Source organism: Streptomyces sp. NPDC032472 (genome assembly GCF_040636955.1).
In the GTDB taxonomy this organism is placed as follows: domain Bacteria; phylum Actinomycetota; class Actinomycetes; order Streptomycetales; family Streptomycetaceae; genus Streptomyces.
In genome coordinates this window covers 138,647-163,742 of the sequence record NZ_JBEZVK010000012.1, presented here as the reverse complement: position 1 = coordinate 163,742, position 25,096 = coordinate 138,647, and the positions used below count along the sequence as shown (strand labels likewise).

Sequence of the window (25,096 nt, the reverse complement as noted above, 5' to 3'; positions counted from 1 at the left end):
TCAAAGGAACCTCATCCACCGAAGTGGACGGGGTATCAACTTCTGGCGTTGATTTTTGGCACGCTGTTGAGTTCTCAAGGAACGGACGCTTCCTTTGTACTCACCCTCGCGGGCTTTCCTCCGGGCTTTCGTTCTTCGTTTCCGACTCTATCAGATCCTTTCGGGCCTGACCCCCAGTCAGCGGGGTTTGTCTTCCGGGCTGTTGGGCCCTTCCGACTCCCAGAACTCTAGTGGATTTCCCGGCCGATTCATAATCGACCTTCCGGAATTCATTCGGGCATGCCGAATAAGCCCCCGGGCGGGAGATCTTGCTGAGTTGGGTGCCGCGACGAGGCGGCTGGATGGCTGCTCCTCGAACCTTTCGGCTCTGGAACAACCCACAGAACGTTACGGAAGCCGGAGGAGGTTGTCAACCCCCCGGGTGGCGGCTTCGTCAGCTGCGCGACTGGAGGTCCTCGACGCGGTCCAGCAGGCGGGTGAGCATGTCGCCCAGCACGCCGCGCTCCGCCGTGGACAGGTCCTGGAGGAGGTCCTCCTCGAAGACCGTGGCCGCGCGCATCGCGTCGAGCCACTTGCTGCGGCCCTCGTCGGTGAGCTCCACGATCACGCGGACCCGGTTGGACTCGTCCCGCTCGCGGGTGACCAGCCCCTCCGCCGTCATGCGGTCGATGCGGTGGGTCATGGCCGCCGGCGTCAGGCCGAGCTGCTTCGCGAGTTCGCTCGGGCCCATGCGGTACGGGGCTCCGGAGAGGACGAGGGCCTTGAGGACCTCCCACTCCGCGTTGCTGATGCCCAGGGCCGCGGTCTGGCGCCCGTACGCGACGTTCATGCGGCGGTTCAGGCGGCTCAGCGCCGAGACGACCTTCTCGACCTGGGGGTCCAGGTCCTGGAACTCGCGCTGGTAGACGGCGATCTGCTCGTCGAGGCTCGGTTCGTGGACGGGCGCAATGCCGTCGGGGGTGTCACCCATGGTCCGAAGTATCGCATGAGTCCGTTGGCGTCTAACTCCTTCGATGTGTAGAGTTAAGCATCGAACTTTAGGTGTGAAGACTTCGGGCTTCAGGACTCAGGCAGGTGAAAAGTGACCAGGGTGATGGGCGCCGCGATGCGGCGGATCCAGGCCGGCAACGCGCTGACCGCGTTCGGCATCGGCTTCACGGTTCCGTTCCTCTACATCTACGTGGCGCAGGTGCGGGGGCTCGGCTCGATGGCGGCCACGAGTGCGTTCGTGGCCTTCGCCGTGAGCGCCCTGATCGCGCTGCCCTTCACCGGTCGCGTCATCGACCGCCGGGGTCCCGTCCCCGTGGTCATCGGTGCCGCCGTCGCCGCCTCCGTCGGTGCGCTGTCGCTCGGGCTGTCCACCGGCATCGTGCCGATCCTGCTGTCCGCCCTCGCCCTGGGCGCCGGGCAGGCCGTCATGCAGCCGGCGCTCGCCACGATGATCGTGTGGTGCTCCACCCCGGCCACCCGGACCCGGGCCTTCGCCCTCCAGTTCTTCATGCAGAACCTCGGTCTCGGGATCGGCGGCCTCATCGGCGGCCAGATCGTCGACGAGAGCCGGCCCGGCAGCTTCACCCTGCTGTTCGGCATCGAGGCCGTGATGTTCCTGGTCCTGGCCGGCGTCATCCTCACCGTGCGGATGCCGCACGCCCCCGCCATCACCGACGCCCTGCCCAAGGACCCGGCGCAGGCCGGCGGCGGCTGGAAGCGGATGCTGGAGCACCGGGCCATGGTCAAGCTGCTCGGGCTCGGCTTCGTGATCTTCTTCGCCTGCTACGGGCAGTTCGAGTCGGGTCTGGCCGCCTTCGGCACCGAAGCCGCACGGATCTCCCCCTCCACCCTCGGTTTCGCGCTCGCCGCCAACACCGGTGCGATCGTCCTCGCTCAGTTCGTCGTGCTGAAGCTGGTCGAGCGGCGCCGCCGGTCGCGGGTCATCGCGCTGGTCGGGCTGATCTGGACCGTGGCCTGGCTCATCGCCGGGTTCTCGGGGCTCGGCCACGGCAGCGCCGTGATGGCCGCCGCCGCGTTCGTCACCACGTACGGGCTCTTCGGCATCGGCGAGGCGATGCTGTCGCCGACGCTGGCGCCGCTGGTGGCCGACCTGGCGCCGGAGGGTTCGGTGGGCCAGTACAACTCGGCGTTCGCGCTCGTCAAGCAGATGGCGCTGGCCCTGGGGCCGCTGGGAGTGCCGCTGGGTGCGGGGCTGCCGATGCTGTACGTCGCGGTGTTCGTCGCGGTGTCGCTGGGGATCGCCTGGCTGGCGCTGCGCCTGGGCCGGCAGCTGAGCCCGGTGCAGGACAGGCCGGCGCTGCTCAAGGCACAGGCGCCGACTACCCCGGCGGTGGCCGTGCGGGCCGCTGCCGAGCCGGTGGCCGCGTAGGTACGAGTGCAGGCCGCTGCCCGCGGGTGAGTGCTGCCTGAGGTGAAGGGGCCCGGTCCTTGTGGACCGGGCCCCTTTCTGCTGCCTTTCTGCTGCCGCCGCTACTTGTTGTCCGGCTTCTGGTCCGGGAGCGCGAACTCGCACCAGACGGCCTTGCCTCCGCCGGGGGTGCGGCGGGAGCCCCAGGCCGAGGCGATCGTCGCGATGATCGAGATGCCGCGGCCGGTCTCGTCGCCCGGTTCGGCGCGGCGGCGGCGCGGGAGGTGGTCGTCCCCGTCGGTGACCTCGACGATCAGGCGGCGGTCGGTGCGGCGCAGCCGCAGCCGCATGGGCGGGGTCCCGTGCTGGAGGGAGTTCGCGACGAGCTCGCTTGCGGCGAGGACGCCGAGGTCGCACAGCTCGACCGGGAAGCGCCAGGAGGAGAGGACTCCCTGGGCGAAGGCGCGGGCGCGCGGGGCCGCCTCGACGCCGCCGAGGAGTTCGAGGGCGGCGTTGTGGAAGAGCTCGGCGTCCGCTCCGGTGCGGCTGGGCTGCTGCAGGACCATGACGGCGACGTCGTCGTCGTGGTCGGCGTCGATGCCGAGGGCGCGCATCAGGCGGTCGCAGATGACCGACGGGGTGCCCTGGGCGCCGGCGAGGGCGCGTTCGAGGGCGGCTACGCCTTCGTCGATGTCCTCGCCGCGGCGCTCGACGAGGCCGTCGGTGTAGAGGACGGCCGTCGAGCCGGGGCCGAGCGCGATGGTGCCGGAGGTGTGGAGCCAGCCGCCGGTGCCGAGCGGCGGGCCGGTGGGGTCGGCTGCGCTGCGTACGGTGCCGTCGGCATCGCGGACGAGGATCGGCAGGTGACCGGCGGAGGCGTAGGCGAGCAGGCCCTCGTTGGGGTCGTGGACGGCGTAGACGCAGGTGGCGATCTGGCTGGCGTCGATCTCGGCGGCGAGGCCGTCGAGCAGCTGGAGCACCTCGTGCGGGGGCAGGTCGAGGCGGGCGTAGGCGCGGACGGCGGTGCGGAGCTGGCCCATGACGGCGGCGGCGCGTACGCCGCGGCCCATGACGTCGCCGATGACGAGGGCGGTGCGGCCGGCGCCGAGGGTGATGACGTCGTACCAGTCGCCGCCGACGGCGGCCTCGGTGCCGCCGGGCTGGTAGGTGGCGGCGATGCGCAGGTCGTCGGGCTGTTCGAGCTCCTGCGGGAGGAGGGAGCGCTGGAGGGTGACGGCGGCCTCGCGCTGGCGGCGCTCGCTGGCGCGGAGGCGTTCGACGGCTTCGGCGTGGTCGGTGACGTCGGCGAGGTGGATGAGGACGCCGGTGTGGTGCGGGTGCGCCTCGGCGTCGGGCCGGGGGGCGGCTTGGGGGAACGCGACGGGGGTGCAGGTGACGGTGTACGTGCTGCCGCCGCCGGGGGCGGTGCGGTTCTTGGCGGTACGGGGCTTGCCGCTGCGCTGGACCTGGTCGAGGAGCGCGAGGAGGCCGAGCTCGCCGAGCTCGGGGAGGGCTTCGTGGGCGGGGCTGCCGGTGGGGCGGGGACCGAAGCCGGCGGTGTAGGCGTCGTTGACGTAGGCGACGCGGTGATCGGGGCCGTGGACGAGGGCGACGAGGGCCGGGAGCCGGCCGAGGACCTCGCGTACGGAGAGCTCGTCGAGGGAGGGCACGGCGGGGACGGTGCCGTGGGGCGTGCCGTGGCCGGGCGCGGTGCCCGGTCCGGTGCCGGCGGTTTGGCCGGTGCCGGCGCCGTGGCCCGTACCGGAGACGGTGGGGTCGGCCGGGCCGCCGTCGGCGGGCACCCCGGGACGGCCGGCGGCGCCGCGGGCCGCCGGGACGGCGCCTTCGCCGCGCTTGGCCTGGGCGGCGGCGTGTTCGGACCGGGCGGCGGCGCGGCGCTGCGTTCCGGGAAACCGGGCGCTCCAGCGCGTGAAGTTCACTGCGTTCAAGCCTCGTGGTGTCGCAAGTGGTCGCTGTATCGCTGGGGTGGGTCGCGGGGCGGTGTCACTGTGGGCATGTCACTCTGTGCAGGGGTGAGCACACCTATGGTCACACGTCCAGTGTGGACGACCGCACTGACAGCGTCAGCCCTGGCGGTCCTGCGGAGGGTCGGGGACGGGCGGTGGCGCGGGGGGCCGGGGGCCGCCGCCGGCGGCGAGTTCGAATTCTGCCCTGGGGTGCTCGAGGGAGCCCAGGGAGACGATCTCGCGTGCGAAGAGGCCTGCGAGGGTCCACTCCGCGAGGACGCGCATCTTGCGGTTGAAGGTGGGGACCCGGCTGAGGTGGTACACGCGGTGCATGAGCCAGGCGGGGTAGCCCTTGAGCTTGCGGCCGTAGACGTGGGCGACGCCCTTGTGGAGGCCGAGGGAGGCCACGGAGCCGGCGTACTTGTGGGCGTATTCGGTGAGGGCCTCGCCTCGGAGGGCGGCGACGAGGTTGTCGGCGAGGGCCTTGGCCTGGCGGACGGCGTGCTGGGCGTTGGGGGCGCATTCGCGGCCGGGCTCGGGGGCGGTGATGTCGGGGACGGCGGCGGCGTCGCCGGCGGCCCAGGCGTGTTCGACGCCGTCGACGGTGAGGAAGGCGGTGCAGGCGAGGCGGCCGCGTTCGTTCCTCGGCAGGTCGGAGGCGGCCAGGACCGGGTGGGGTTTGACGCCGGCGGTCCACACGACGGTGCGGGTGGGGAAGCGGGCGCCGTCGCTGAGGACGGCGACGCGGTTCTCGCAGGATTCGAGGCGGGTCTCGAGGCGTACGTCGATGCCGCGGCGGCGCAGTTCGCGGACGGTGTAGACGCCGAGTTCGGGGCCGACCTCGGGGAGGATGTGGTCGCTGGCCTCGACCAGCACCCACTTCAGGTCCTCGGGCTTGACGTTGTGGTAGTAGCGGGCGGCGTAGCGGGCCATGTCCTCGAGTTCGCCGAGGGCCTCGACGCCCGCGTAGCCGCCGCCGACGAAGACGAAGGTGAGGGCGGCGTCGCGGACGGCGGGGTCGCGGGTGGAGGAGGCGATGTCCATCTGCTCGAGGACGTGGTTGCGCAGGCCGATGGCCTCTTCGACGGTCTTGAACCCGATGCCGTAGTCGGCGAGTCCGGGGACGGGGAGGGTGCGGGAGACCGATCCGGGGGCGAGGACGAGTTCGTCGTACTCGATCTCGCGCGCGCCGGTGCCCTCGTCGGCGGTGGCGAGGGTGGTGACGGTGGCGGTGCGCTTGGCGTGGTCGATCCGCTGGACCTCGCCGATGACGATGCGGCACTTGGGGAGGATGCGGCGCAGGGGTACGACGACGTGGCGGGGGCTGATGGATCCGGCGGCGGCTTCGGGCAGGAAGGGCTGGTAGGTCATGTAGGGCTCGGGGGTCACCACCGTGACCTCGGCTTCGCCGGCTCTGAGCTTTCGCTGGAGCTGGAGCGCCGTGTACATGCCGACGTAGCCGCCGCCGACGACGAGGATGCGCGTGGCGGGCTCGGTACCAGTGGCCGTGCCTCGGGAGTTAGCAGCCTTCACCACCCCATGACGCAACGTGGCCGGGAGTTTGTCCACAGGCCTGACGGATTGTGTGACCGGAGGTGGTGGTGGGGCGGGGCTCTCGGACGGCTCGGGCGGGATGGAAGTTCCGCAGGTCAGAGGGTGCGAAGGGGGTGGTCGAGGCGGTGCGGAACGGAAAAGTGGGGGCGAATGCTCCGATCGGGCGGTGCTCGTACGGGGGCTGCCTCTTCTGAATTGACTCTGGCTCAACTATGTTCGTATCCCGTCGAGGAGTAGGACCGGGGCCGCTGACCGTGGCTCACCTCGACGCAAAGGCGGGGATGTCTCCGGGGGGAGACAAGTGATTACCGGGGGATACATATGAACATTTCCGATTTCCATGGTTCTGCGACCGCGCTCTCGGGCGAGAGCAACGGTCGTGTGATCGCCGGCGGCACCACCACGACCGGGGTGGGCCGCTCCACGCCGCTGCGCGTCGACGCCCAGCGGAACCTCGAGCACGTGCTGCGCGCTGCCCGCGAGGTCTTCGGCGAGCTCGGCTACGGGGCCCCGATGGAGGACGTGGCGCGGCGTGCGCGGGTCGGTGTCGGCACGGTGTACCGGCGCTTCCCGAGCAAGGACGTCCTGGTCCGGCGCATAGCCGAGGAGGAGACCGCCCGGCTGACGGAGCAGGCCCGGACCGCGCTCGGCCAGGAGGAGGAGCCGTGGCAGGCGCTGTCGCGGTTCCTGCGCACCTCCGTGGCCTCGGGTGCCGGACGGCTGCTGCCGCCGCAGGTGCTGCGGGTGCGCTCGGCCGAGGAGGCCGCCGCCGAGGAGGCGACCGAGGTGCGGGTTCCGCAGCAGCGGCAGGCCGTTGCCGGGGGCGTTCCGGAGCTGCGGGTCGTGGGCGGGCGGACCGCCGACGACGAGCCTTCGGAGGACGCGGGCGCGGGTGCGCTGCTGGAGGTCGTCGGCAAGCTGGTGGACCGGGCCCGGGAGGCCGGCGCGCTGCGGACCGATGTCACGGTGGCCGATGTGCTGCTGGTGATAGCCACGGCCGCGCCGGCCCTGCCGGACGCGGCGCAGCAGGCGGCGGCTTCGGCCCGGCTGCTCGACATCCTGCTCGAGGGGCTGCGCTCCCGGACGGCCTGACCTTTCGCCTGACCGGCGTTTGAGGCGCGGTCCGGGTCGCCTGGCTCCGCCCAGACCCCGTGCCCCAAACGCCGGCGAGGCTGAAACTCATCACTCGAACGAGTGAGGAGTGGTGCGGGGTTTCGCCGGATGCTGCCCGGACGGGTGGATCGCGTGGAGACGGGTTCGGCGCGCGCGCCCCGTGTGACAGGCTTGAACGGTGTACCGGTTGAGTGTGTCGTGCGGGAGCTTCCGCGATGAGCGTTGACGGTCGCGACGAGCCGGCCGGCGGTGCCGGCGGCGAGGTCGAGGCGGAAAGCCCGCCCGTACGGCAGGTCCCGGCCCAGCGCGAACCGCGCGGCCGGCACGCGGCGGCCCGGGGTGCGGCCGGGGGCGAGCTGCCGCCGTCCGACGGCGACTTGATCGCCCGGATGCGCGGCGGTGACGACAGCGCGTATGCGGAGCTGTTCCGGCGGCACGCCGATTCCGTACGGCGCTACGCGCGGACCTGCTGCCGGGACGGGCACACGGCCGACGACCTGACCGCCGAGGTGTTCGCGCGGACCCTGCAGGCGGTGCGGGGCGGGGCCGGTCCGGACCAGGCGGTGCGTGCGTACCTGCTGACCACGGTGCGCAGGGTTGCGGCGGCCTGGGCGAAGACGGCCCGGCGGGAGCAGCTCGTGGAGGACTTCGCGGTGTTCGCGGAGCAGGCGGCCGCGGGTACCGAGACCGGCAGCGGGCTGTCCGGCCTGTCCGGGGGCGACACGCTCGAACTGGGTGCGGACGTCCGGGCGATGCGCGAGGCCGAGCACTCGCTGGCCGTGCAGGCCTTCCGGAGCCTGCCCGAGCGGTGGCAGACGGTGCTGTGGCACACCACGGTCGAGGAGTCCTCGCCCAGCGCGGTCGCGCCGTTGTTCGGGTTGAGCGCCAATGCGACGGCGGTGCTGGCCAGCCGGGCCCGGGAAGGGCTCAAGCAGGCCTATCTGCAGGCGCATGTGAGTTCGGCGCTGAGTGCGGGCGGCGACTGCGCGCGGTACGCGGACCGGCTGGGCGCCTATGCCCGGGGCGGGCTGCGGATGCGGGCCGAGCGGGGGCTGCGCAAGCACTTGGAGGAGTGCGTCAAGTGCCGGCTGGCCGCCGGGGAGCTCAAGGACGTCAACACGGGCATTCCCGCGCTGCTGCCGGTCGCGGTCATCGGGTGGTTCGCCGCCGGGTACGCGGCGAAGGCTGCCGGGGTGGTGGCCGGTGGGGCCGTGGCCGCCGGAGGGGCGGGGGCCGCTGCCGCTGCTGCCGCTGCGTCCGGTGGGTCGGCTGCCGGGGCCGGTGCGGGGGCTGCTGGGTCTGCCGGTGGGGCGGCCGGTGGTGCCGGGTCCGGGAGTGGGGCGGCGGTGGTGTCCGAGGGGCTCGGGGTGTCCGCCAAGGCCGCGCTGGCCGCCGGGATCGCGGTCGCCGCGGCCGCCGGGGTGGTGTTCGCGCTCGTCGGGGACGATCCCGAGCCGGTGCCCCAGGCGAGGTCCGCTCCGGGCGTGGCGGCGCCGGTGGTGCCCTCGCCGGAGCCGTCGTCCCCGGCCGTGTCGGAGCCGCCGGCCGCGCCGGATCCCGTACGGCCCGGGCCGCGGCCGGCCTCGGCCTCGCCTTCTCCCTCGGCTTCGGTGTCCGCTGCCGGGCCGCAGCCGACGCCGTCGCCGCCTGCCGTGCCGAAGCCCTCGCCGTCGAAGGCGCCGAGTGCCTCGACCGGTCCCGCTCCCCCGAAGCCCTCTCCTTCGCCTCCGCCTTCGCCTTCGCCGACCGCGGTCAAGCCGGTGCAGGGCTTCCCGCTGGCCCGGCTCGACCACGCCGCCGTCGGCGACCACACCGGGCCCGAGGTGCAGACCTGGCGCAGCAGCTGGGTGTGGCAGCGCTGGGGGCTGCGGATCGCCGACCGGCACTACGCGCAGGGCATCACGGTGAACTCGCGTTCCTCGGTGGAGATCACCCTCAACCGGCAGTGCAGCGCCTTTTCGGCGCGGGCCGGGGTGGACGGGCTGTCGCTGTTCACCGACGGCACCATCCGGTTCTCCGTGTACGCCGACGGGGAGCGGCTGTGGCGGTCGGAGCCGCTCGGGTACGAGGACCGGGCCGCGGCGGTGAACGTGTCCCTCGCCGCGCACCGGACGCTGCGGCTGGTGGTGGAGCCGGCCGGGCGGGGCAGTGTGCCGACGCTGGCGAGCTGGGCCGATGGGGTGATCAGCTGCCGGTGATCAGCTGCCGGCGAGCAGGGCCGCCACCTCCGGCGGGGACAGCCGTTCCCCTGCCGCCGCTTCCCGGGCGTGCTGTTCGGGACCGAGGGCAGCGCGGGTCTGGGCGGGGAGCTCGGCCACCGCCTTCTGCTCGGGGACCGAGCGGGGGTGGCCCGCGCGCCAGGCGGTGGCCGCCGCCAGGACCCGTACGCTCGCGGCGGGGCGGCCCGCGGCCTCCAGCAGCACGGCCGCGGTGTCGGCCATCGAGGCCAGGACGCGTTCGGCGCAGCGCGAGGTGACCGCGGCGGCCAGAGCGGGCCCGATCCGGGCGAGGCCGGCTGCCGGACCCTGCTCCCGGGCGGCGAGGAGGGCGCCGGCGTTGTCGAGGCCGGCGGTGAGCTGCGGGGGCACGGGCGCGTCCGGGACGGCGGCGCGGGCGAAGTCGTACCGGTCGCGGGCCTGAGCCAGGTCCCCGTGGACCATGGCGATCAGCGCGGCGAGCAGGCCGCCGTACGCGCGGATCTCGTGGCCGGTGCCGTACCGTTCGGCCTCCCGGTGTGCGTCGGCGAGCAGCCGCTCGGCTTCGGCGTACTCGCCCTGGCAGAGGGCGGTCTCCGCGATGCGGGCGATGGCGAAGGGGCTCTCGGTGTGGGCCCCGACCTCGCGGGCGAGGCGCAGGCACTCCTCGTACTCGGTGCGGGCCCAGTCGTAGCGGCCGCGGGACAGGGCGACCTCGCCGGCGGCGCTCGCGACCTGGGAGCGGATCCAGCGGTCGCCGACCCGGGCGGCGATCTCGTGGAGTTCGGCGAGGTCGGCGTCGACGGTGGACAGACCGCCGGTGGTGTCGATGGCGACGTGGGTGCGGAGCATGAGGGTGACGCCGAGTTCCCAGTCGCCGCCGTGGCGGCGGCAGTTGGCGACGGTGGCGTCGAGGCCGGCCCGGAAGTCGAGGGTGCCGCCGGTGAGGAAGGAGGTCATCGGCCAGAGCATGGCGGGGAAGCGGGCCGCCTCGGGGCCGCCGCGGCGGAAGGCCTCCCGGAGGCGGTCGCCGAGGGCGAGGTGCCAGGGGGTGGTGAACTCCTCGGGCGGGCGGCCGTCGGCATCCAGGTTGAGGCGGAGCAGCTGCAGCCGCATGAGGCGCCAGTACGCGGGGGTGCCGTCGGCCGGTTCGGTGGGGGTGAGGGCGGCGATACGGGCGGCCCATCGGGCGCCTTCGCGACGGTAGTCGCGCAGCCACCAGAACCAGCCGAGGGCGAGGGCGAGGCGCTGGGCGGCCTCGGTGGCCGCGGGGTCGGTGGCTGTGGGGTCGGAGGCTGCGGTCTCGGTGGTGTGGTGGAGTGCGGCGCGGAGGTTGTCGAGTTCGGTCTCCATGCGGCGGATCCACGGGAGTTGGGCGGCGGAGCGCAGGATGGGCTCGGCCTCCTCGGCGAGGGCCAGGAAGTGCGCGGCGTGCCGGCCGGCGGTCGCGCGGTGGTCGGAGGCGTCCGCGGCCGCTCGCTCGGCGGCGTACTCGTGGATGGTTTCCAGGAGGTGGTAGCGCATGCCGTCGGGGGTGGGGGCGGCGATGACGAGGGACTTGTCGACGAGCGCACCGAGCGCGTCGGCGACGTCGAGGCGCTCGTGGCCCCTCTCCCCGCAGACGGCTTCGGCGGCGGCCAGGTCGCAGCCGCCCGCGAAGACGGACAGCCGGCGCAGCACGGCCCGTTCGGGCTCGTCGAGCAGGTCCCAGGACCAGTCCACGACCGCGCGCAGGGTCTGCTGGCGGGGCAGCACGGTGCGGGCGCCGCCGGTCAGGAGGCGGAACCGGTCGTCGAGGCGGTCGGCGATCTGGCGCGGGGTGAGCAGGCGCAGCCGGGCCGCGGCCAGCTCGATGGCGAGCGGCAGCCCGTCCAGGCGGCGGCAGATCTCGGCGACGGCGTCCGGGTCGTCGGCCGGGGTGAAGCCGGGGCGGACGGCGGCGGCGCGGTCCGCGAACAGGCGCGTCGCCGGATCGGGCGGGAGGGGGTCGAGGGGGCGGACCGATTCTCCGGGCACGCCGAGGGGTTCGCGGCTGGTGGCCAGGATCCGGACGCCCGGGCAGTGGGTGAGCAGCAGCTCGGCGAGTTCGGCGGCAGCGCCGATGACGTGCTCGCAGTTGTCCAGGACGATCAGCAGACGGCGGTCCGCGCAGCCCTCCACGAGCTGGCTCGCCGGGTCGGCGGCGGGGGCGGGCTTCTCGCGGGCGATGAGGGTGTTCTCGCGCAGGCCGAGGGCGCTGACGACGGCCCCGGGGACGGCTGTCGGGTCGTCGAGGCGGGCGAGCTCGACCAGCCAGCCGGGTTCGGGGTGGGCGGCCGCTGCCTGCTCGGCGAGACGGGTCTTGCCGGAGCCGCCCGGGCCGGTGAGCGTGACGAGGCGGAGCCCGGCCAGATCGCAGTGCAGCGCGGCGAGTTCCGCCTCGCGGCCGACGAAGGAGTTCAGACGGGGCCGGAGGTTCCCGCCGGCCGGGCCGGCAGCGGTGGGGCCGGGGTGCATGTCGGGCGGGGACCCAGCGGGCACGGCTCCGCCGGCCGCGGCCCCACCGACCGGGGCTCCGGCGGCCGCGGCTCCGGCGGCCGCGGCTCCGCCTGCCAGGGCTCCCGCGGGCAAGGCTCCGGCCGACGCGGCTTGGGGAACCGGGGCTCCCGCGGACAGGGCTCCGGCGGGAGCCCCGGGAGCCGGGACTCCGGCGGCCGGGACTCCGGCGACCAGAGGCCCGCCGGGCGAGGGCCCGGCGGGCAAGGCTCCGGCGGACGCGGCTCCGCCTGCCAGGGCTCCGAGAGCCGGAGCTCCGCCTGCCAAGGCTCCCGCGGGCAGAGCTCCGGCCGACGCGGCTTCGGGAACCGGGGCTCCCGCGGACAGGACTCCGGCGACCAGAGGCTCGCCGGGCGGGGGCCCGGCGGGCAAGGCTCCGGCGGACGGGACTCCGCCTGCCAGGGCTCCTGCGGGCAAGGCTCCGGCGGGCGCGGTTCCGGCGGGCGGTCCCGGGGCTGGGGCGCCGGCGGGCAGGGGGGCGCCTGTGGTGGTTGGGCGGAGGAGTTCGGCGTGCAGGGTGGCCAGTTCGGGGCCCGGGTCGGTGCCGAGGGTGTCGGCGAGGGTGCGGCGGGTGCGTTCGTACGCGGCGAGGGCTTCGGCGGGTCGGCCGGCCGCGCGCAGGGCGCGCAACTGCTGGGCCCGGAGGGTCTCGTCGTACGGGCTCTGCCGGATCAGCGCCTCGATCTCGGGCAGCAGCCCGGCCGGGTCGGCGGAGCCGGCGCGCAGATCGGCCTCGATGCGGTCGCGCAGGGCGGCCGTGCGGTGGGCCTGCGGGGCGGAGGCGTGGGCGGTGCGGGCCGGCTCGGCCAGGTCGGCGAGAGCCGGGCCGCGCCAGAGGCAGAGCGCGGTGCGGAGGGTTGCGGCGGCGCGGTCCGGGGCGGTGGGGAGCTCGTCGCGGCCGAGGCGGGCCAGGCGGGTGAAGCGGTGCAGGTCGATGTCGTCGCGGTCGGCGACGGTGAGGCGGTAGCCGCCGGCCGGGTCGGCGAGGACGGTGTCCCGGCCGCCGAGGGTGCGGCGGAGCCGGGCGACGAGGGCCTGGAGGGCGGCGGGGGCGTCCTGGGGCGGGTCGTCCCCCCAGACCTCGTCAACGAGGTCGGCCACGGACGCGGCGGCCGGGCCGCCGGCGCGCAGCGCGAGCGCGGTCAGCAGCGCGCGCAGGCGGGCCCCGCCGATGGGAACGGGAGCGCCGGCCGCGTCACGGGCTTCGGTGGCGCCGAGGATGAGATACCGCACCGCCCAATTCTGCCGCGCCGTTCCGCGGGGGGGCGCGGGGTTATGCGGTGGCCGGCCGGTCCCGCCGGGGAGGTACCCGGCCGTCCCTGCCGGGGCCGTGCCCGACGGATCCGGCCGGGGCCGCGCCTGGCCGTCCCCGCGGGGCGGGGGCAACTCGTCCGGCGCACCGGGGGTCCAGGGGTCATCGACCAGGACGGGGTCGTCCCCGCGGCTGCGGGGAGCACGCACCGAGCGGCGGCCCGGCCAGGGAGTCGGTGGGGTCATCCCCGCAGGCGGGAGGTGGACGGCAAGCGTCCGTCCCTGTCGGCGCAGGGAGCAGCCCGGCAACCCCGGCCAGTGGGGCGTGCAGTGGGGGTCATCCCGGCCGATGCCGCGGATCCAGGCTGGGCCGGGGTTCCCTGGGGCTCCGCCCAGACCCCGCGCCTCAAACGCCGGCGAGGCTGGATGTGCCGACCCTCGGCTTCGACAGCCGGAGGCGGGCGGGTGCACCCCCGAGTACGTCCAGGGCGCCCGAGGCCATCCCGGCAACGCGGGGAGCAGGCGCGGATGTTGCCGCCGGCCGGGCGGCCGAAGGGGCCGTCCACACGGCCGGCGCGGAGCCCGCCAACGGGTCATCCCCCGCACGTAGGGGGGGCAGTGGCCGGCCCGGACGCAGCCTCCGCCCCGGTTCGGGCCGTCCCCGCGCAGCGGGGAACAGCCATGAAGATCGGGCCGGCAGGAGCGGCGTCGGGTGCATCCCCGCCGGTGCGGGGGAGCGGGCGTCGGATCCCACCGCCACTGCGGTGAGCGCCGGTTCATCCCCGCGCGGCGGGGCCAGGAGGGTCGGACGCTCGGCGTCGTCGAGCCGATGGGGTCATCCCCGCGGGTGCGCGCAGCAGTTGTACGGCATCCCGAGGTGGGGAGTGGCGGGGTGTCTCGGCTCCGAGCAGTCGGTGCCGGGTTCGTCCCCGCGGCAGCGGGGAGCAGTTCCCCGGCACGCCCCGGCACGCTCGACCTGGAGACGCACACGGGGTCATCCCCGCCCGTGCGGGGAGCAGCGTTGTCAGCCGGACTCTACGGGGGCCGCGGGCGGTTCCGGGGGCTTTCGGCGGATTCGGCGGGGGCAGGCGGTCAGGAGAGGGCCGGGCGGGGGGTCGGGACGCCGTTGGGGACTGCTCTGCGGCGGGGGGTGGTCGTGCCCGTCCAGCAGGTGCCCCGGCGGGAGAGGAGGCGGTTCAGCCAGAGTTCCATCGAGACGAGTTCGGCCAGGCCGTCCAGTGGGACGGGGTGGCCCTCGGCGGCGTCGAGGAGGGCCTGTTGGACGACTCTCGCGTCGATCAGGCCCGCGTCCGCCAGGAGGGGGGTCGTGAAGAGGGCCAGGAGCGCGGACAGGGCCTCGCGCAGGCCCAGGCGGGTGGCCGTTTCGTTCGGGGTGTGGGCGGGGGCGCCCCAGCCGGGCGGGAGTTCGCGGACTCCGGCCGAGGTCAGGACGGTGCGCAGGATCGTGGCCCGGGCGCCGGGCTGGACGCGGAGGGATTCGGGCAGGGCGCGGGCGGCCCGTACGACCTGGTTGTCCAGGAAGGGGGCGTGCAGGCGCTGGCTTCGGACCTCCGCGGCCTGTTCGAAGACGCGGTGGTCGGCGGCGTGGCGGGCCAGGGCGGCGCGGGCGCGGGCTTCGCCGGGCCGGAGCGAGAGCGGGGGCCGCCCGGCGGCAGCGGCGAGGCGGATCGATACTTCCGCCAGCGCCTCCCCGGTCAGCCAGCCCGCGGCGGGGCCCGGCCGGCACCAGGTCAGGGCGGCGAGCGAGGCCCCGACCGGGCCGTTCGCCGCGGCGGCCGCGCACAGGTCGCCCTCGCGCAGCCGGGCCGCGGCCGCTTCCATGCCCGCGCGGTACGGCGTACGGGCGAGGCGGCGGGCCGCGGAGTAGACGGAGAAGGGGACCAGGAAGGGCACCAGGGCGGAGGCGGAGTCGGCCGGTGTCGAGCGGGCGAGGGCGGCCATGGGGCGCAGGAGGTGCCGGCGGCGGCGGTCCATCAGGAGGTCGGCCAGCCGGGCGGGGTGGGCGTCGAGGACCTGGCGGGCTCCGTGTCCGACGAAGTGGTCGGCGGAGCCGGCGGCCAGGCGGCGGCGTTCGCGGGCGGCCACGACCAGCGAGGGCCCGGGTTCGTCGGTGAGCGGGCCGTCGAGGTCGGCGTACGGGAGGGCTTCCTCGGCGGCGGCGACGACCACGTGGTGCAGCCGGGGGTCGGCGGCGATGGCCCGGGCGCGCTCGAGTTCGGCCTCGCGGCCCTGCGGGGTGGCGAGGTCGTTGAAGGTGACGGCCAGGAGGCGGGATCCGGAGCCGGGGAGGGTGCCCGGAGCGCCGGGCAGGCCGGCGGCGAGCAGGGCGAGGGTGGCGGAGGCGCTGCCGCCGGAGAGGTCGGCGCCGACGCCGGGTGCGGGGGCGCCGCGGGCCGCGCGCCGGTCGGCGGGGCCCATTCCGGGCACCGGGCCGGGGTCGTACGGCAGGGTGTCGGGGGCATGGCGGGGTGCCGTGAGCCGGGCGCGCACCGCGTCCACCAATGCTTCCCGTACGCCCTCCACCGCGTGCTCGGGGTCGGCGGCGGGGGCGGCCACGGCGAGGGAGGCGACCGGTTCGTACCCGGTGATCTCCCGTGAGCCCTCGCGCAGGATCAGCGCGTGCCCGGGCGGGATGCGCCGCACACCGGCGTACGGTGTGCCGTCGCCCAGTGCCTCGGGGCTGTCGGGGCAGGCCAGCAGGGCGGCGAGGTGGCCGATGTCGAGCTGTGCCTCGATGAGGTCGGCGAGGGGCAGCGCGGCGGTGGCGTACGCGGTGCCGCCGGCCCAGGGCGTGTAGAAGACGGGGCGCGCGCCGGCGAGGTCGCCGACGACGGTGATGCGGCGGCCGGTCTGGACGACGGCGGTGTGGCTGCCGGGCCACTGGGTGAGGTGGCGCAGGGCGCCGCCGCGGGCGGCGAGGAGGGCGCGGCGCAGTTCGGCGTCGTCGGCGCCGCAGCAGCCGAGGACGGCGATCCGGGTGAAGGGGTCGGCCGGGTCGGCGGTGAGGGTGCGGATCTCGTCGGGGCGCCAGTCGCCGACGGCCCACAGGGGGTCGGGGTCGCCCCACAGGAGTTGGGCGCCGACCGGTACGACGGTGCGGTCGGCGTCCTGGCCTGCCGGGTCGTCGGCGTGGGCGGCGTCCGCGATGCCGCCGGTCACCAGCCCCTCGGCGGGGTACGCAGCCCGGTCGTACGCAGCCTGGTCGTACGGGCCCCGGCTGCTCCGGGCGCCCCGGCTGCGGTGGTCGGCGACGCGGCCGGCCGTGCCGAAGCTCGCGGCGATACTGCTCCACCCGACCAACCAGCGCACCGCCGCCTCCCCAGCCCGTGGGCAATCGACCGGGGCACGGACGGCTCGGTCGGCTCAGGCAGCGCTGAGGGCGGCTGAGGGCGCGGCCGGCTGGACCCCGGGTGGCTCGGGTCCATGCTGCCACGAGACGGGCGTGCGAGAGTGACCGAGGAGGGCGCCTGTGCCGGCGAACATGCCTCGGTCACACCGTATTTGACGTTCCGTTCCCACCGCCCCATAGGTCGGTTTCAGCCATTCTTCGGTCGTACCGCGTGCGGCGTGCGCACCCTGGGGCACCCGCCCGCCGCGGTGCGCGGGCGCGGTCCGGGAGGCGGGATCCACCCCCCGGACCGTTCCGCCACCCGCGGGGATTGAGGCAGCGGCATCCCCCGGCCCGCCGGATCCACGCAGCGGGCCGACCCACGCACCGCACATCGAATCGCCGGGGCCGGACACCGGCCAGAGCGCACGGGCGGGCGCACGGCCACACGGACGGAGCACGAATGCGGGCGCGCGCCGTCGGCGCGGGCCCGGGTCCGGCTGTGCAGGCGGACAACAATCCCGCCATACGGAAGTCGGGGCCTTAACGCTTGGGAGGCGGGGAACTACGCTGGGTTTACGAAATGCCGGGCGCCTATGCCCGGCGGTGCACGAGTGCGTACGACCGTGTCGGCCGCGGGGTAGGGCCGCGTGCGTGCTCGTGGCTGCGTGTGAGTTGTGTGCGTTCCGCGCGTGACGAGGGGTGGCGCATGTCCAGGGAGCTCCGCGAACCCAACGAGAAGCTCGGCGCCGTCCTCGCCCTGGCGGGCATCAGCAACGCCGGGCTGGCCCGGCGCGTCAACGACCTCGGTGCCCAGCGCGGTCTGACGCTGCGCTACGACAAGACGTCGGTGGCCCGGTGGGTGTCGAAGGGGATGGTGCCGCAGGGCGCGGCCCCGCATCTGATCGCGGCCGCGATCGGGGCCAAGCTGGGGCGGCCGGTGCCGCTGCACGAGATCGGGCTGGCGGACGCGGATCCCGCGCCCGAGGTGGGGCTGGCGTTCCCGCGCGACGTCGGTGATGCCGTGCGCTCGGCGACCGACCTGTACCGGCTCGACCTGGCAGCCGGGCGCCGGGGCGGTGGCGGGATCTGGCAGTCGCTGGCCGGCTCGTTCTCGGTGTCCGCGTACGCGACGCCGGCCTCGCGGTGGCTGATATCTCCGGCGGACGGTTCCGTGGCGCGCGAGCCCGCGGCGCCCCAGAAGGCCGCTCCGGCCCGGGAGCCCGCACCGGCCCGCGAATCCGCACCGGCCCGTGAGTCCGCACCGGCCCGTGAGGGCATGGCGCCCGGCGGGCGGGCGGCGGGAGCAGCGGCCACCTCGCGCACCTCGATCGCCTCCCTCGCCGGCGGGTCGGCGACTGCGGCGGCGTCGCCGTCCACCGTTGTGCCCGCGCGGCCCTCGGGCGAAACTCCGCACGCCCCGCCCGCCGCCGGGCCCGCGGCCGGAGCCTCGCCCGCGTCCGCACCCCCGGTGCCGTTCGTCGCGGCGGCGGACGCCTCCCCGCAGCGCGTCGGCCACAGCGACGTGAGCAAGCTGCGCGAGGCCGCCGAGGACGCGCGCCGCTGGGACTCCAAGTACGGCGGCGGGGACTGGCGTTCCTCGATGGTGCCCGAGTGCCTGCGCGTGGACGCGGCGCCGCTGCTGCTCGGTTCGTACAGCGACGAGGTGGGCCGCGCCCTGTTCGGCGCGACGGCCGAGCTGACCCGGCTCGCCGGGTGGATGGCCTTCGACACCGGGCAGCAGGAGGCGGCGCAGCGGTACTACATCCAGGCGCTGCGCCTGGCCCGGGCGGCCGCGGACGTGCCGCTCGGCGGGTACGTGCTGGCGTCGATGTCGCTGCAGGCGACGTACCGGGACTTCCCGGACGAGGGCGTGGACCTGGCGCAGGCGGCCGTCGAGCGCAACCGGGGCCTGGCCACCGCCCGCACCATGAGCTTCTTCCGGCTGGTGGAGGCCCGGGCGCACGCGAAGGCGGGCGATTCGGCGGCGGCCGAGGCGGCGCTGCGGGCCTCGGAGGGCTGGCTGGAGCGGGCGCGCGAGGGCGATCCGGATCCGACCTGGCTGGGCTTCTACTCGTACGACCGCTTCGCGGCGGATGCGGCGGAGTGCTACCGGGACCTGAAGCTGCCCCGGCAGGTGCGGCGCTTCACCGAGCAGGCGTTGTCTCGGCCGACGGAGGAGTACGTGCGCTCGCACGGGCTGCGGCTGGTGGTGAGCGCGGTCGCCGAGCTGGAGTCCGGCAACCTGGACGCGGCCTGCGCCGCCGGCACCAGGGCGGTGGAGGTCGCGGGCCGGATCTCCTCCGCGCGGACGAACGAGTACGTACGGGACCTGCTGCACCGGCTGGAGCCGTACGGGGACGAGCCGCGGGTGGCGGAGCTGCGGGAGCGGGCCCGGCCGCTGCTGGTGGCCCCCGCGTAGCCGCTGTGTCAGTGGCGGGGTGCAGTATGCAGGGGTGGGAGGTGCAGGCTTGGGCGGCATGGGCAGCGTGAGCGGCGAGGGCAGGGACCTGGTCCGGGGCCGGGGGCGGGTCGACTGCGACGTGGTGGTGGTCGGCGGCGGGATCGTCGGGCTCTCGACGGCGTACGCCCTGTCTCGGCTGGCGCCGGGGACCCGGGTGGTGGTGCTGGAGAAGGAGTCCGGCCCGGCCATGCACCAGACGGGCCGCAACAGCGGGGTGATCCACAGCGGGATCTACTACCGGCCCGGGTCGCTGAAGGCGCGCTTCGCGGTGAGCGGCGCCGCCGAGATGGTGAAGTTCTGCGCGGAGCACGGCATCGCGCACGAGGTGACCGGCAAGCTGATCGTGGCCACCGGCCGGGAGGAGCTGCCGCGGCTGCACGCGCTCGTGCAGCGGGGCCGGGAGAACGGCATCCCGGTGCGGGAGCTGGGGCCGGCGCAGATCACCGAGTACGAGCCGGAGGTGCAGGGCCTGGCCGCGATCCACGTCGGGACCACCGGGATCGTGGACTACGGGCAGGTCGCGCGGCAGCTGGCCGAGGCCTCCGGGGCGGAGATCGTGTACGGCGGGGCCGTGGACCTGATCGCTCGGCGCGCGTCCGGGATCGCGGTGCGGACCTCGGCGGGGGTGGTGGTGCGGGCGCGGGTGCTGGTGAACTGCGCGGGCCTGCAGTGCGACCGGGTGGCGCGGCTGGCCGGCGACGAACCGGGGATGCGGATCGTGCCGTTCCGGGGGGAGTACTACGACCTGGCGCGGCCGGAGCTGGTGCGGGGGCTGGTGTATCCGGTGCCGGACCCGGCGTTCCCCTTCCTCGGGGTGCACCTGACCCGCGGGATCGGCGGCGGGGTCCACGTCGGGCCGAACGCGGTGCCGGCGCTGGCCCGCGAGGGGTACGGGTGGGGGGTCGTGCGGCCGCGGGACATCGCGGACGAGCTGGCCTGGCCGGGATCCTGGCGGATGGCCGCGCGGCACTGGCGGTACGGGGCCGGGGAGATCCACCGGTCGCTGTCGAAAGCGGCCTTCACCGAGGCCGTGCGGCGGCTGCTGCCGGGGGTTTCGGGGGCGGATCTGGTGGCCTCCGGGGCGGGGGTGCGGGCGCAGGCCGTGCTGCGGGACGGGACGCTCGTGGACGACTTCCTGATCCGGGAGGGGCTGCGGGCCGTGCACGTTCTGAACGCGCCGTCACCGGCGGCCACGGCCTCGCTTCCGATCGGCCGTGAAATAGCCCGCCGAGCCCTGACCACCCTCCGGACCGCCTGACCCTCCGGCCCGGGCCGCCCCGGGCTGCGCGGGCCGGCCCCACCTGCCGCTCCTGCCGAGGGGCCCGGGCGCGGCACCGCCCCGGCGCCGGGGCCGGGAGCACCGCCGCCTGCCGGTGGCGGCTGCCGCTGCGCGGAGCCTGTCCCCTCCCCGCCCCTTCCCGCTGTGCCGGATGTGCGGCTCCGCCGCGTGGCGGGCTCCCCCCGGACCCCGTTCCGTGCGCTCCGCGCCCGGTGCGCTCAAACGCCGCGCGGGCTGAAATCAGCCCCGCCGGCGATTGAGGCGTTTCGGGAAGGGGCGGGGAGGGGAACCGGCTCCGCGCCGCGGCAGGCGCGGGGCGGGCCCGGGGGCGGGGTCGTAGAATTCTGGGATTGTGTCTGAGTCCCATTCCACCCAGCCCAGCGTCCCGGAAGCCGTGCCGGAGGCGAAGTCCTACGTGCCGCCCAAGTGGCGGACCGAGCCCCGGTTCCCCGACGGCCCCGCCCCGGACCCGGCCGGCTCGCACCACGAGCGGCGGATCCGCAGCTTCCAGCCGCGCCGCAGCCGGGTGACCACCGGCCAGGGCGAAGCCCTGAAGAGGCTCTGGGGCACGTGGGGGCTCGACATCGACGGCCGCCACGTGATCGACCTCGAGGAGATGTTCGACGGGCTGCCCGTCGTGCTGGAGATCGGGTTCGGCATGGGCGAGGCCACCGCGCAGATGGCCGCCGCCGACCCGGAGACAGGGATCCTCGCCGTCGACGTGCACACCCCGGGCCAGGGAAACCTCCTCGCCCTCGCCGAGCGCAACGGCCTGACCAACGTCCGCGTCGCGAACGGCGACGCGATCATCCTGCTCCGCGAGATGCTGCCGCCCGCCTCCCTCGCCGGGATCCGCGTGTACTTCCCGGACCCGTGGCCCAAGGCCCGCCACCACAAGCGGCGCCTGATCCAGCCCGAGTTCCTGGACCTGGCCGCGACCCGCATGGCCCCCGGCGCCGTGCTGCACTGCGCGACCGACTGGGAGAACTACGCCGAGCAGATGCTCGAAGTGCTCTCCGCGCACCCGGAGTTCGAGAACACCCAGGCGGACGGCGGGTACGCGCCGCGTCCCGACTTCCGGCCGCTGACCCGTTTCGAGGGCCAGGGCCTCGACAAGGGGCACGTCGTCCACGACTTGCTCTTCCGTCGGGTGAAGAAGGACTGATGTCACTACGCGTGGCGGAGTGACTCGTTAGAGTCATCGCGTGTTGCCCGCCGCGCTTCCCCCTATTCGTGTTCGTGCGTGCCTGCTCGGCGCCCTCGGGGCGTCGGGCACGGCGATCCTCGAGCTCGTACGGGAACAGACCGGCACCGCCGGGTTCCTCGTCGGGCTCGGTTTGGCCGTGCTCCCGGTGCCGGCGCTCATGGCGGCCTTCCGGTGGCTGGGCCGGGCCGCGCCCCGACCCTGGGCGCAGCTGCTGTTCTGCTTCGGCTGGGGCGCCTGCGCCGCGGCGCTGATCGCCATACTGGCCAACAACTTCGCCACCGAGTGGATCTCCGCGGCGACCGCCGATCCGGACCATGCGGACGAGATCGGGTCGGTCGCGATCGCCCCCGTGGTGGAGGAGAGCGCGAAGGCCGCGGCGCTGCTCCTGGTGTTCGCGTTCCGCAGGCGCCAGTTCACCGGCCCTGCGGACGGTTTCGTCGTGGCGGGGTTCACCGCCACCGGGTTCGCCTTCACCGAGAACGTGCTCTATCTCGGGAACGCCTTCGGCGAGGACGCCGGGAGCGGGGTCGGCGCTCTGGATTCGGTGACGGCCGCCACCTTCTTCGTGCGGATCGTGCTGTCGCCGTTCGCACACCCGCTGTTCACGGTGCTGACCGGGCTCGGCTTCGGCGCCGTGGCCGCGCTGCGCCCCACGGCCCCGCGGGCCGCACGCGTCGGGCTGCCGCTGCTGGGGCTGACGGGCGCGATGGGCATGCACGCGCTGTGGAACTGCTCCTCGCGGATCGGCGAGTACGGGTTCTACTGGATCTACGGCTGCGTGATGGTCCCGGTGTTCGGGCTGCTGCTGGGCCTTGCCGTCCGGATAAGGCGGCGCCGACTGCGCGCGGTGGCCGGGGAGTTGGCGGTGTACGCGGCCGCGGGCTGGCTGGCCCCGGCGGAGGTGCCTGCGCTGGCCTCGATGCCGGCCCGCTCGCTGGCCCGGTCGCTGGCCCGGCACAGCGGGGGCCGGGCGGCGGGCCGCGCGGTGGCCCGATACGAGGAGGACGCGGCCGCGCTGGCGCTGCTGCGGCACCGGGCCCGGACGGGTCCGGCGTGGGACGCGGAGTTCGCGGGCCGGGAGCGGGAGCTGCTCCGGCAGTTGTGGCTGCGCAGGGCGACGGCCGGGCCGGCGCTGGCCCGGGCGGCGGCGCTGGAGGAGCTGCTGCCGCCGCGGACCGGCGCCGGCGAGCGGATCTTCGTACCGGCGGCCCGGCTTACGGGTTCAGGCCCTTGGACCGGAGCCAGGTCAGCGGGTCCGTCGTCGCCCCGCCCTTGCGTACTTCCAGGTGGAGATGGGGTCCGGTGACGTTGCCGGTGGCGCCGACGCGGCCGATGGTCTCGCCGGCGCCGACCTGGCCGGAGGTCACCGACATCGAGGACAGGTGGCAGTACCAGACCTCGGTGCCGTCGGCGAGGCGCAGCACGATTCGGTAGCCGTACGCGCCCGACCAACCGGCCGAGGTGATCGTGCCGCCGGCGACGGCCTTGACGGGCGTGCCGGTGGGGGCGGCGAAGTCGAGGCCGGTGTGGTAGCCGGAGGACCACATGGAGCCGGCGGCGCCGTAGTGCGAGGTGAGGGTGTAGGCGGAGGTGGGCAGGGAGTAGCTGCCGCTGCTGCTGTCGGCGGACCCGGAGGATGCAGAGCCGGAGGACGCAGATCCGGAGCCGGACCCGGCGGCGATCCGCTGCTCCTCGGCCTTGGCCTCGGCCGCCTCCTGGGCCGCCTTCTCGGCGGCGGCCTTGGCCTCCTCGGCGGCCTTCTCCGCGGCCTCCCGCTTGGCCTTGGCCTCCGCGGCGGCGGCCTCCTGCGCGGCGCGCTCGGTCTCGGCGCGGGTCTGCGCCTCGGCTGCGTCCTGCTGGGACTCGGCCTGCTGCAGGATGCGGGTGAGCAGCACCTCGCCGGCGCCGCTGTGCGTGCCGGACTGCTGCGCATGCTGTGCGAGGACGCCCGTCGTGGCGGCCTCGGAGTCGGCCTTCGCCTGGCGGGCCTCGCCGGTGTGGGAGTCGCCGCCGGACGGGCCGGTCAACGAGGGTATGGAGATCGGGACTTGGGGGCGGTCCTGCGCGGTGGCGAGCGGGGCCGCGCCGACCGCGGCGATGACGCCGACGCCGAGCACGGTGGAGCTGCGTGCAAGTCCCCCGCGCTGCTTGACGACCCGGTGCTTGCCGCGCAGCGGACGGGCGGAGTCCTCGGTGGGGTTCCACTCGCCCCAGGCGCCGGCGGACGGCTGTTCCTGGATCGCTGTGCCTTCGTGGGCAGGCAAGTTGGAGGCCACCGGGGCACACTCCTCAGGGAAACGCACGCGCAGGGCACCGCCTCTGCGACGGCTGGGACGACCGCGCTGCGTTATCGAACGGTAATAGACGCGGGGGAATGATTCCAAGCCGCCGTGATTGATCGTTTCGGCCAAGGGAGGCCCGATCGAACAGACTTGGACCGCATTTATGGTCATTTGACGGGACAACTAGGGCAAAACTCAGCCGAATTCTGTATCCCCCTGGTCACATAAGCATCTTGACGAGGCGTCACCAGGCTTGCACAGAGCGGCCGTTCGGTTACAAGCAGTCACGGCGCGATCACCGGTACGGTGCGCCGCCGCTCCGGCTTTCCCTGTGCCGGGCGGCCCACCGCCAGCAGCGCCATGTCGTCCGTCGTCGCACCGCCGGTGTGCCGGCGCACGTCGCTGCTGAGCTCGCCGAGCAGCGCGTCCGGCCCGGGGAAGACCCGCCCGCGCAGCCGCACCGCCGGTTCGTAGAACTCCCCCGAGGCGTCGCGGGCCTCGGTCACCCCGTCGGTGTACAGCAGCAGGGTGGCGCCCGCCGGGAACGGCCACTCCTCGGCCCGGTCCGGCACCCCGGCCAGCTCTCCCAGGCCGAGCGGGAGCGCGGGCTCCGCGGGTGCGAGCACCGCCAGGTCCCCGTCCGCGTACAGCAGCAGCGGCTCGGGGTGGCCGCGGTTGAGCAGCCGCAGCACGCCCGGCCCCGTGCCCCTGCCCGCGCCGCCCCCGCCCGTCGGGATCTCGCCCAGCACGCAGGTGGTGAAGCCCTCCACCGCGTCCAGGCCGACCCGCCGCGTGCCCTCGCGGGCCAGGGCCCGCTCCAGCCGCTGCGCCAGCGCCTCCAGCGTCGGCTCCGTCTCGGCCGCCTCCCGGAAGGCCCCGAGGACCACCGCCACGGTCTCCACCGCGCCCAGCCCCTTGCCCCGTACGTCGCCCACCGCGAGGCGGACCCCGTACGGGGTGTCCTGGACGGCGTACAGGTCCCCGCCGATGAACGCGTCGGCCTGCGCGGCCTCGTACCGGGCGCTGACGTGCAGATCGCCGATCCGGTCGGACGGCGTCGGCAGCAGGGCCCGCTGGGCGGCCTCCGCGATCCCGCGCGCCGAGGCGAGCCGCTCGCCGCTGCGCCGCACGACGCGGTTGGTCAGCAGGGCCAGTGCGGAGACGGTCATGACGGTGACCAGCTCGGTCAGGGACTCCACCGTGGTGCCGTTGTGGACGTACAGCAGGAGCACGGCCAGCGAGGCCATGGCGCCGGTGAACGCCGTGGCACGCAGCGAGGAGAGCGGGGCGGCGATCAGCGGGGCCGCCGAGAAGAACGGGGAGCCGGTGTAGCTCGGCGGGGTCAGCAGGTCGAAGAAGAACCCGAGCACGATCAGCGCCACCGGCAGCACCCGGACCACCCTCCGGGCGGCCCCGCCGGCCGCGTCGTCCTCCGCCTCCGCATCGCCGCTGCCCTGCCGCACCCCTCAAGGCTGGCCGCACCAGCGCCCGTACGGCGACCCGGCCGGGCCGAGCGGGTGAGTCGCGCACCGCTCCCGGGG

At 75.0% G+C, this 25,096-nt stretch carries 14 protein-coding genes; 7 read left to right on the top strand and 7 right to left on the bottom strand.

Annotated features, from left to right (window positions below; genetic code table 11):
• Nucleotides 1–433: 433 nt before the first annotated feature.
• Nucleotides 434–970 carry a MarR family transcriptional regulator gene (locus tag AB0F11_RS10615; protein WP_362170452.1) on the bottom strand — a complete coding sequence of 179 codons (537 nt, stop codon included), beginning with the start codon at nucleotides 968–970 and terminating at the stop codon, nucleotides 434–436.
• A 123-nt stretch (nucleotides 971–1,093) separates the two neighbouring features.
• Here AB0F11_RS10615 and AB0F11_RS10610 point away from each other — a divergent pair, with 123 nt between their 5' ends.
• On the top strand, nucleotides 1,094–2,380 hold the full coding sequence (locus tag AB0F11_RS10610; protein WP_362170478.1) for an MFS transporter: 1,287 nt from the start codon (nucleotides 1,094–1,096) through the stop codon (nucleotides 2,378–2,380).
• Between the two features lie 101 nt (nucleotides 2,381–2,481).
• On the opposite strand, the gene AB0F11_RS10605 is transcribed toward AB0F11_RS10610, so the two are convergent.
• Nucleotides 2,482–4,299: an ATP-binding SpoIIE family protein phosphatase gene (locus tag AB0F11_RS10605; protein WP_362170476.1), complete on the bottom strand. Its 1,818-nt coding sequence runs from the start codon at nucleotides 4,297–4,299 to the stop codon at nucleotides 2,482–2,484.
• Between the two features lie 144 nt (nucleotides 4,300–4,443).
• Nucleotides 4,444–5,862, bottom strand: a complete 1,419-nt coding sequence (locus AB0F11_RS10600; protein WP_362170450.1) for an NAD(P)/FAD-dependent oxidoreductase — start codon at nucleotides 5,860–5,862, stop codon at nucleotides 4,444–4,446.
• A gap of 339 nt (nucleotides 5,863–6,201) precedes the next feature.
• Here AB0F11_RS10600 and AB0F11_RS10595 point away from each other — a divergent pair, with 339 nt between their 5' ends.
• Nucleotides 6,202–6,972, top strand: a complete 771-nt coding sequence (locus AB0F11_RS10595; protein WP_362170448.1) for a helix-turn-helix domain-containing protein — start codon at nucleotides 6,202–6,204, stop codon at nucleotides 6,970–6,972.
• 236 nt (nucleotides 6,973–7,208) lie between these two features.
• Nucleotides 7,209–9,191: a sigma-70 family RNA polymerase sigma factor gene (locus tag AB0F11_RS10590; RefSeq protein ID WP_362170447.1), complete on the top strand. Its 1,983-nt coding sequence runs from the start codon at nucleotides 7,209–7,211 to the stop codon at nucleotides 9,189–9,191.
• Here AB0F11_RS10590 and AB0F11_RS10585 read toward each other — a convergent pair whose 3' ends face one another.
• Both AB0F11_RS10585 and AB0F11_RS10580 read right to left on the bottom strand, forming a co-directional pair.
• On the bottom strand, nucleotides 9,192–12,956 hold the full coding sequence (locus AB0F11_RS10585; protein WP_362170445.1) for a BTAD domain-containing putative transcriptional regulator: 3,765 nt from the start codon (nucleotides 12,954–12,956) through the stop codon (nucleotides 9,192–9,194).
• A 1,110-nt stretch (nucleotides 12,957–14,066) separates the two neighbouring features.
• Nucleotides 14,067–16,154, bottom strand: coding sequence for an asparagine synthase-related protein (locus AB0F11_RS10580; protein WP_362170474.1), 2,088 nt, complete (start codon nucleotides 16,152–16,154; stop codon nucleotides 14,067–14,069).
• Nucleotides 16,155–17,032: 878 nt separating this feature from the next.
• Here AB0F11_RS10580 and AB0F11_RS10575 point away from each other — a divergent pair.
• The 4 genes from AB0F11_RS10575 (at nucleotide 17,033) to AB0F11_RS10560 (ending at nucleotide 22,579) form a co-directional block, all read left to right on the top strand.
• On the top strand, nucleotides 17,033–18,745 hold the full coding sequence (locus AB0F11_RS10575) for a sporulation protein (RefSeq protein ID WP_362170443.1): 1,713 nt from the start codon (nucleotides 17,033–17,035) through the stop codon (nucleotides 18,743–18,745).
• A 58-nt stretch (nucleotides 18,746–18,803) separates the two neighbouring features.
• The gene (gene lhgO / locus AB0F11_RS10570) at nucleotides 18,804–20,045 is read left to right on the top strand and encodes an L-2-hydroxyglutarate oxidase (protein ID WP_362170441.1); all 1,242 of its coding nucleotides are present in this window, start codon (nucleotides 18,804–18,806) and stop codon (nucleotides 20,043–20,045) included.
• A 415-nt stretch (nucleotides 20,046–20,460) separates the two neighbouring features.
• A complete protein-coding gene (gene trmB, locus AB0F11_RS10565) occupies nucleotides 20,461–21,231 on the top strand; it encodes a tRNA (guanosine(46)-N7)-methyltransferase TrmB (protein ID WP_362170472.1) in 771 nt (256 codons plus the stop codon).
• Nucleotides 21,232–21,295: 64 nt separating this feature from the next.
• Nucleotides 21,296–22,579, top strand: coding sequence for a PrsW family intramembrane metalloprotease (locus tag AB0F11_RS10560; protein ID WP_362170470.1), 1,284 nt, complete (start codon nucleotides 21,296–21,298; stop codon nucleotides 22,577–22,579).
• Here AB0F11_RS10560 and AB0F11_RS10555 read toward each other — a convergent pair.
• Both AB0F11_RS10555 and AB0F11_RS10550 read right to left on the bottom strand, forming a co-directional pair.
• Nucleotides 22,488–23,549 (bottom strand): M23 family metallopeptidase, encoded by a 1,062-nt coding sequence (locus AB0F11_RS10555; RefSeq protein ID WP_362170439.1) that lies wholly within the window; start codon nucleotides 23,547–23,549, stop codon nucleotides 22,488–22,490. The two genes, AB0F11_RS10560 and AB0F11_RS10555, sit on opposite strands and share 92 nt — an antisense overlap.
• 290 nt (nucleotides 23,550–23,839) lie before the next feature.
• Nucleotides 23,840–25,018: a PP2C family protein-serine/threonine phosphatase gene (locus AB0F11_RS10550; RefSeq protein ID WP_362170437.1), complete on the bottom strand. Its 1,179-nt coding sequence runs from the start codon at nucleotides 25,016–25,018 to the stop codon at nucleotides 23,840–23,842.
• Between the last annotated feature and the right edge of the window lie 78 nt (nucleotides 25,019–25,096).

Excerpts from the sequence above, each read along its gene's own strand:
- AB0F11_RS10590 (WP_362170447.1), top strand. The coding sequence starts at position 7,209 with ATGAGCGTTGACGGTCGCGACGAGCCGGCCGGCGGTGCCGGCGGCGAG.
- AB0F11_RS10615 (WP_362170452.1), bottom strand. The coding sequence starts at position 970 with ATGGGTGACACCCCCGACGGCATTGCGCCCGTCCACGAACCGAGCCTC.
- AB0F11_RS10595 (WP_362170448.1), top strand. The coding sequence starts at position 6,202 with ATGAACATTTCCGATTTCCATGGTTCTGCGACCGCGCTCTCGGGCGAG.
- AB0F11_RS10610 (WP_362170478.1), top strand. The coding sequence starts at position 1,094 with ATGGGCGCCGCGATGCGGCGGATCCAGGCCGGCAACGCGCTGACCGCG.
- AB0F11_RS10575 (WP_362170443.1), top strand. The coding sequence starts at position 17,033 with ATGTCCAGGGAGCTCCGCGAACCCAACGAGAAGCTCGGCGCCGTCCTC.
- lhgO (WP_362170441.1), top strand. The coding sequence starts at position 18,804 with ATGGGCAGCGTGAGCGGCGAGGGCAGGGACCTGGTCCGGGGCCGGGGG.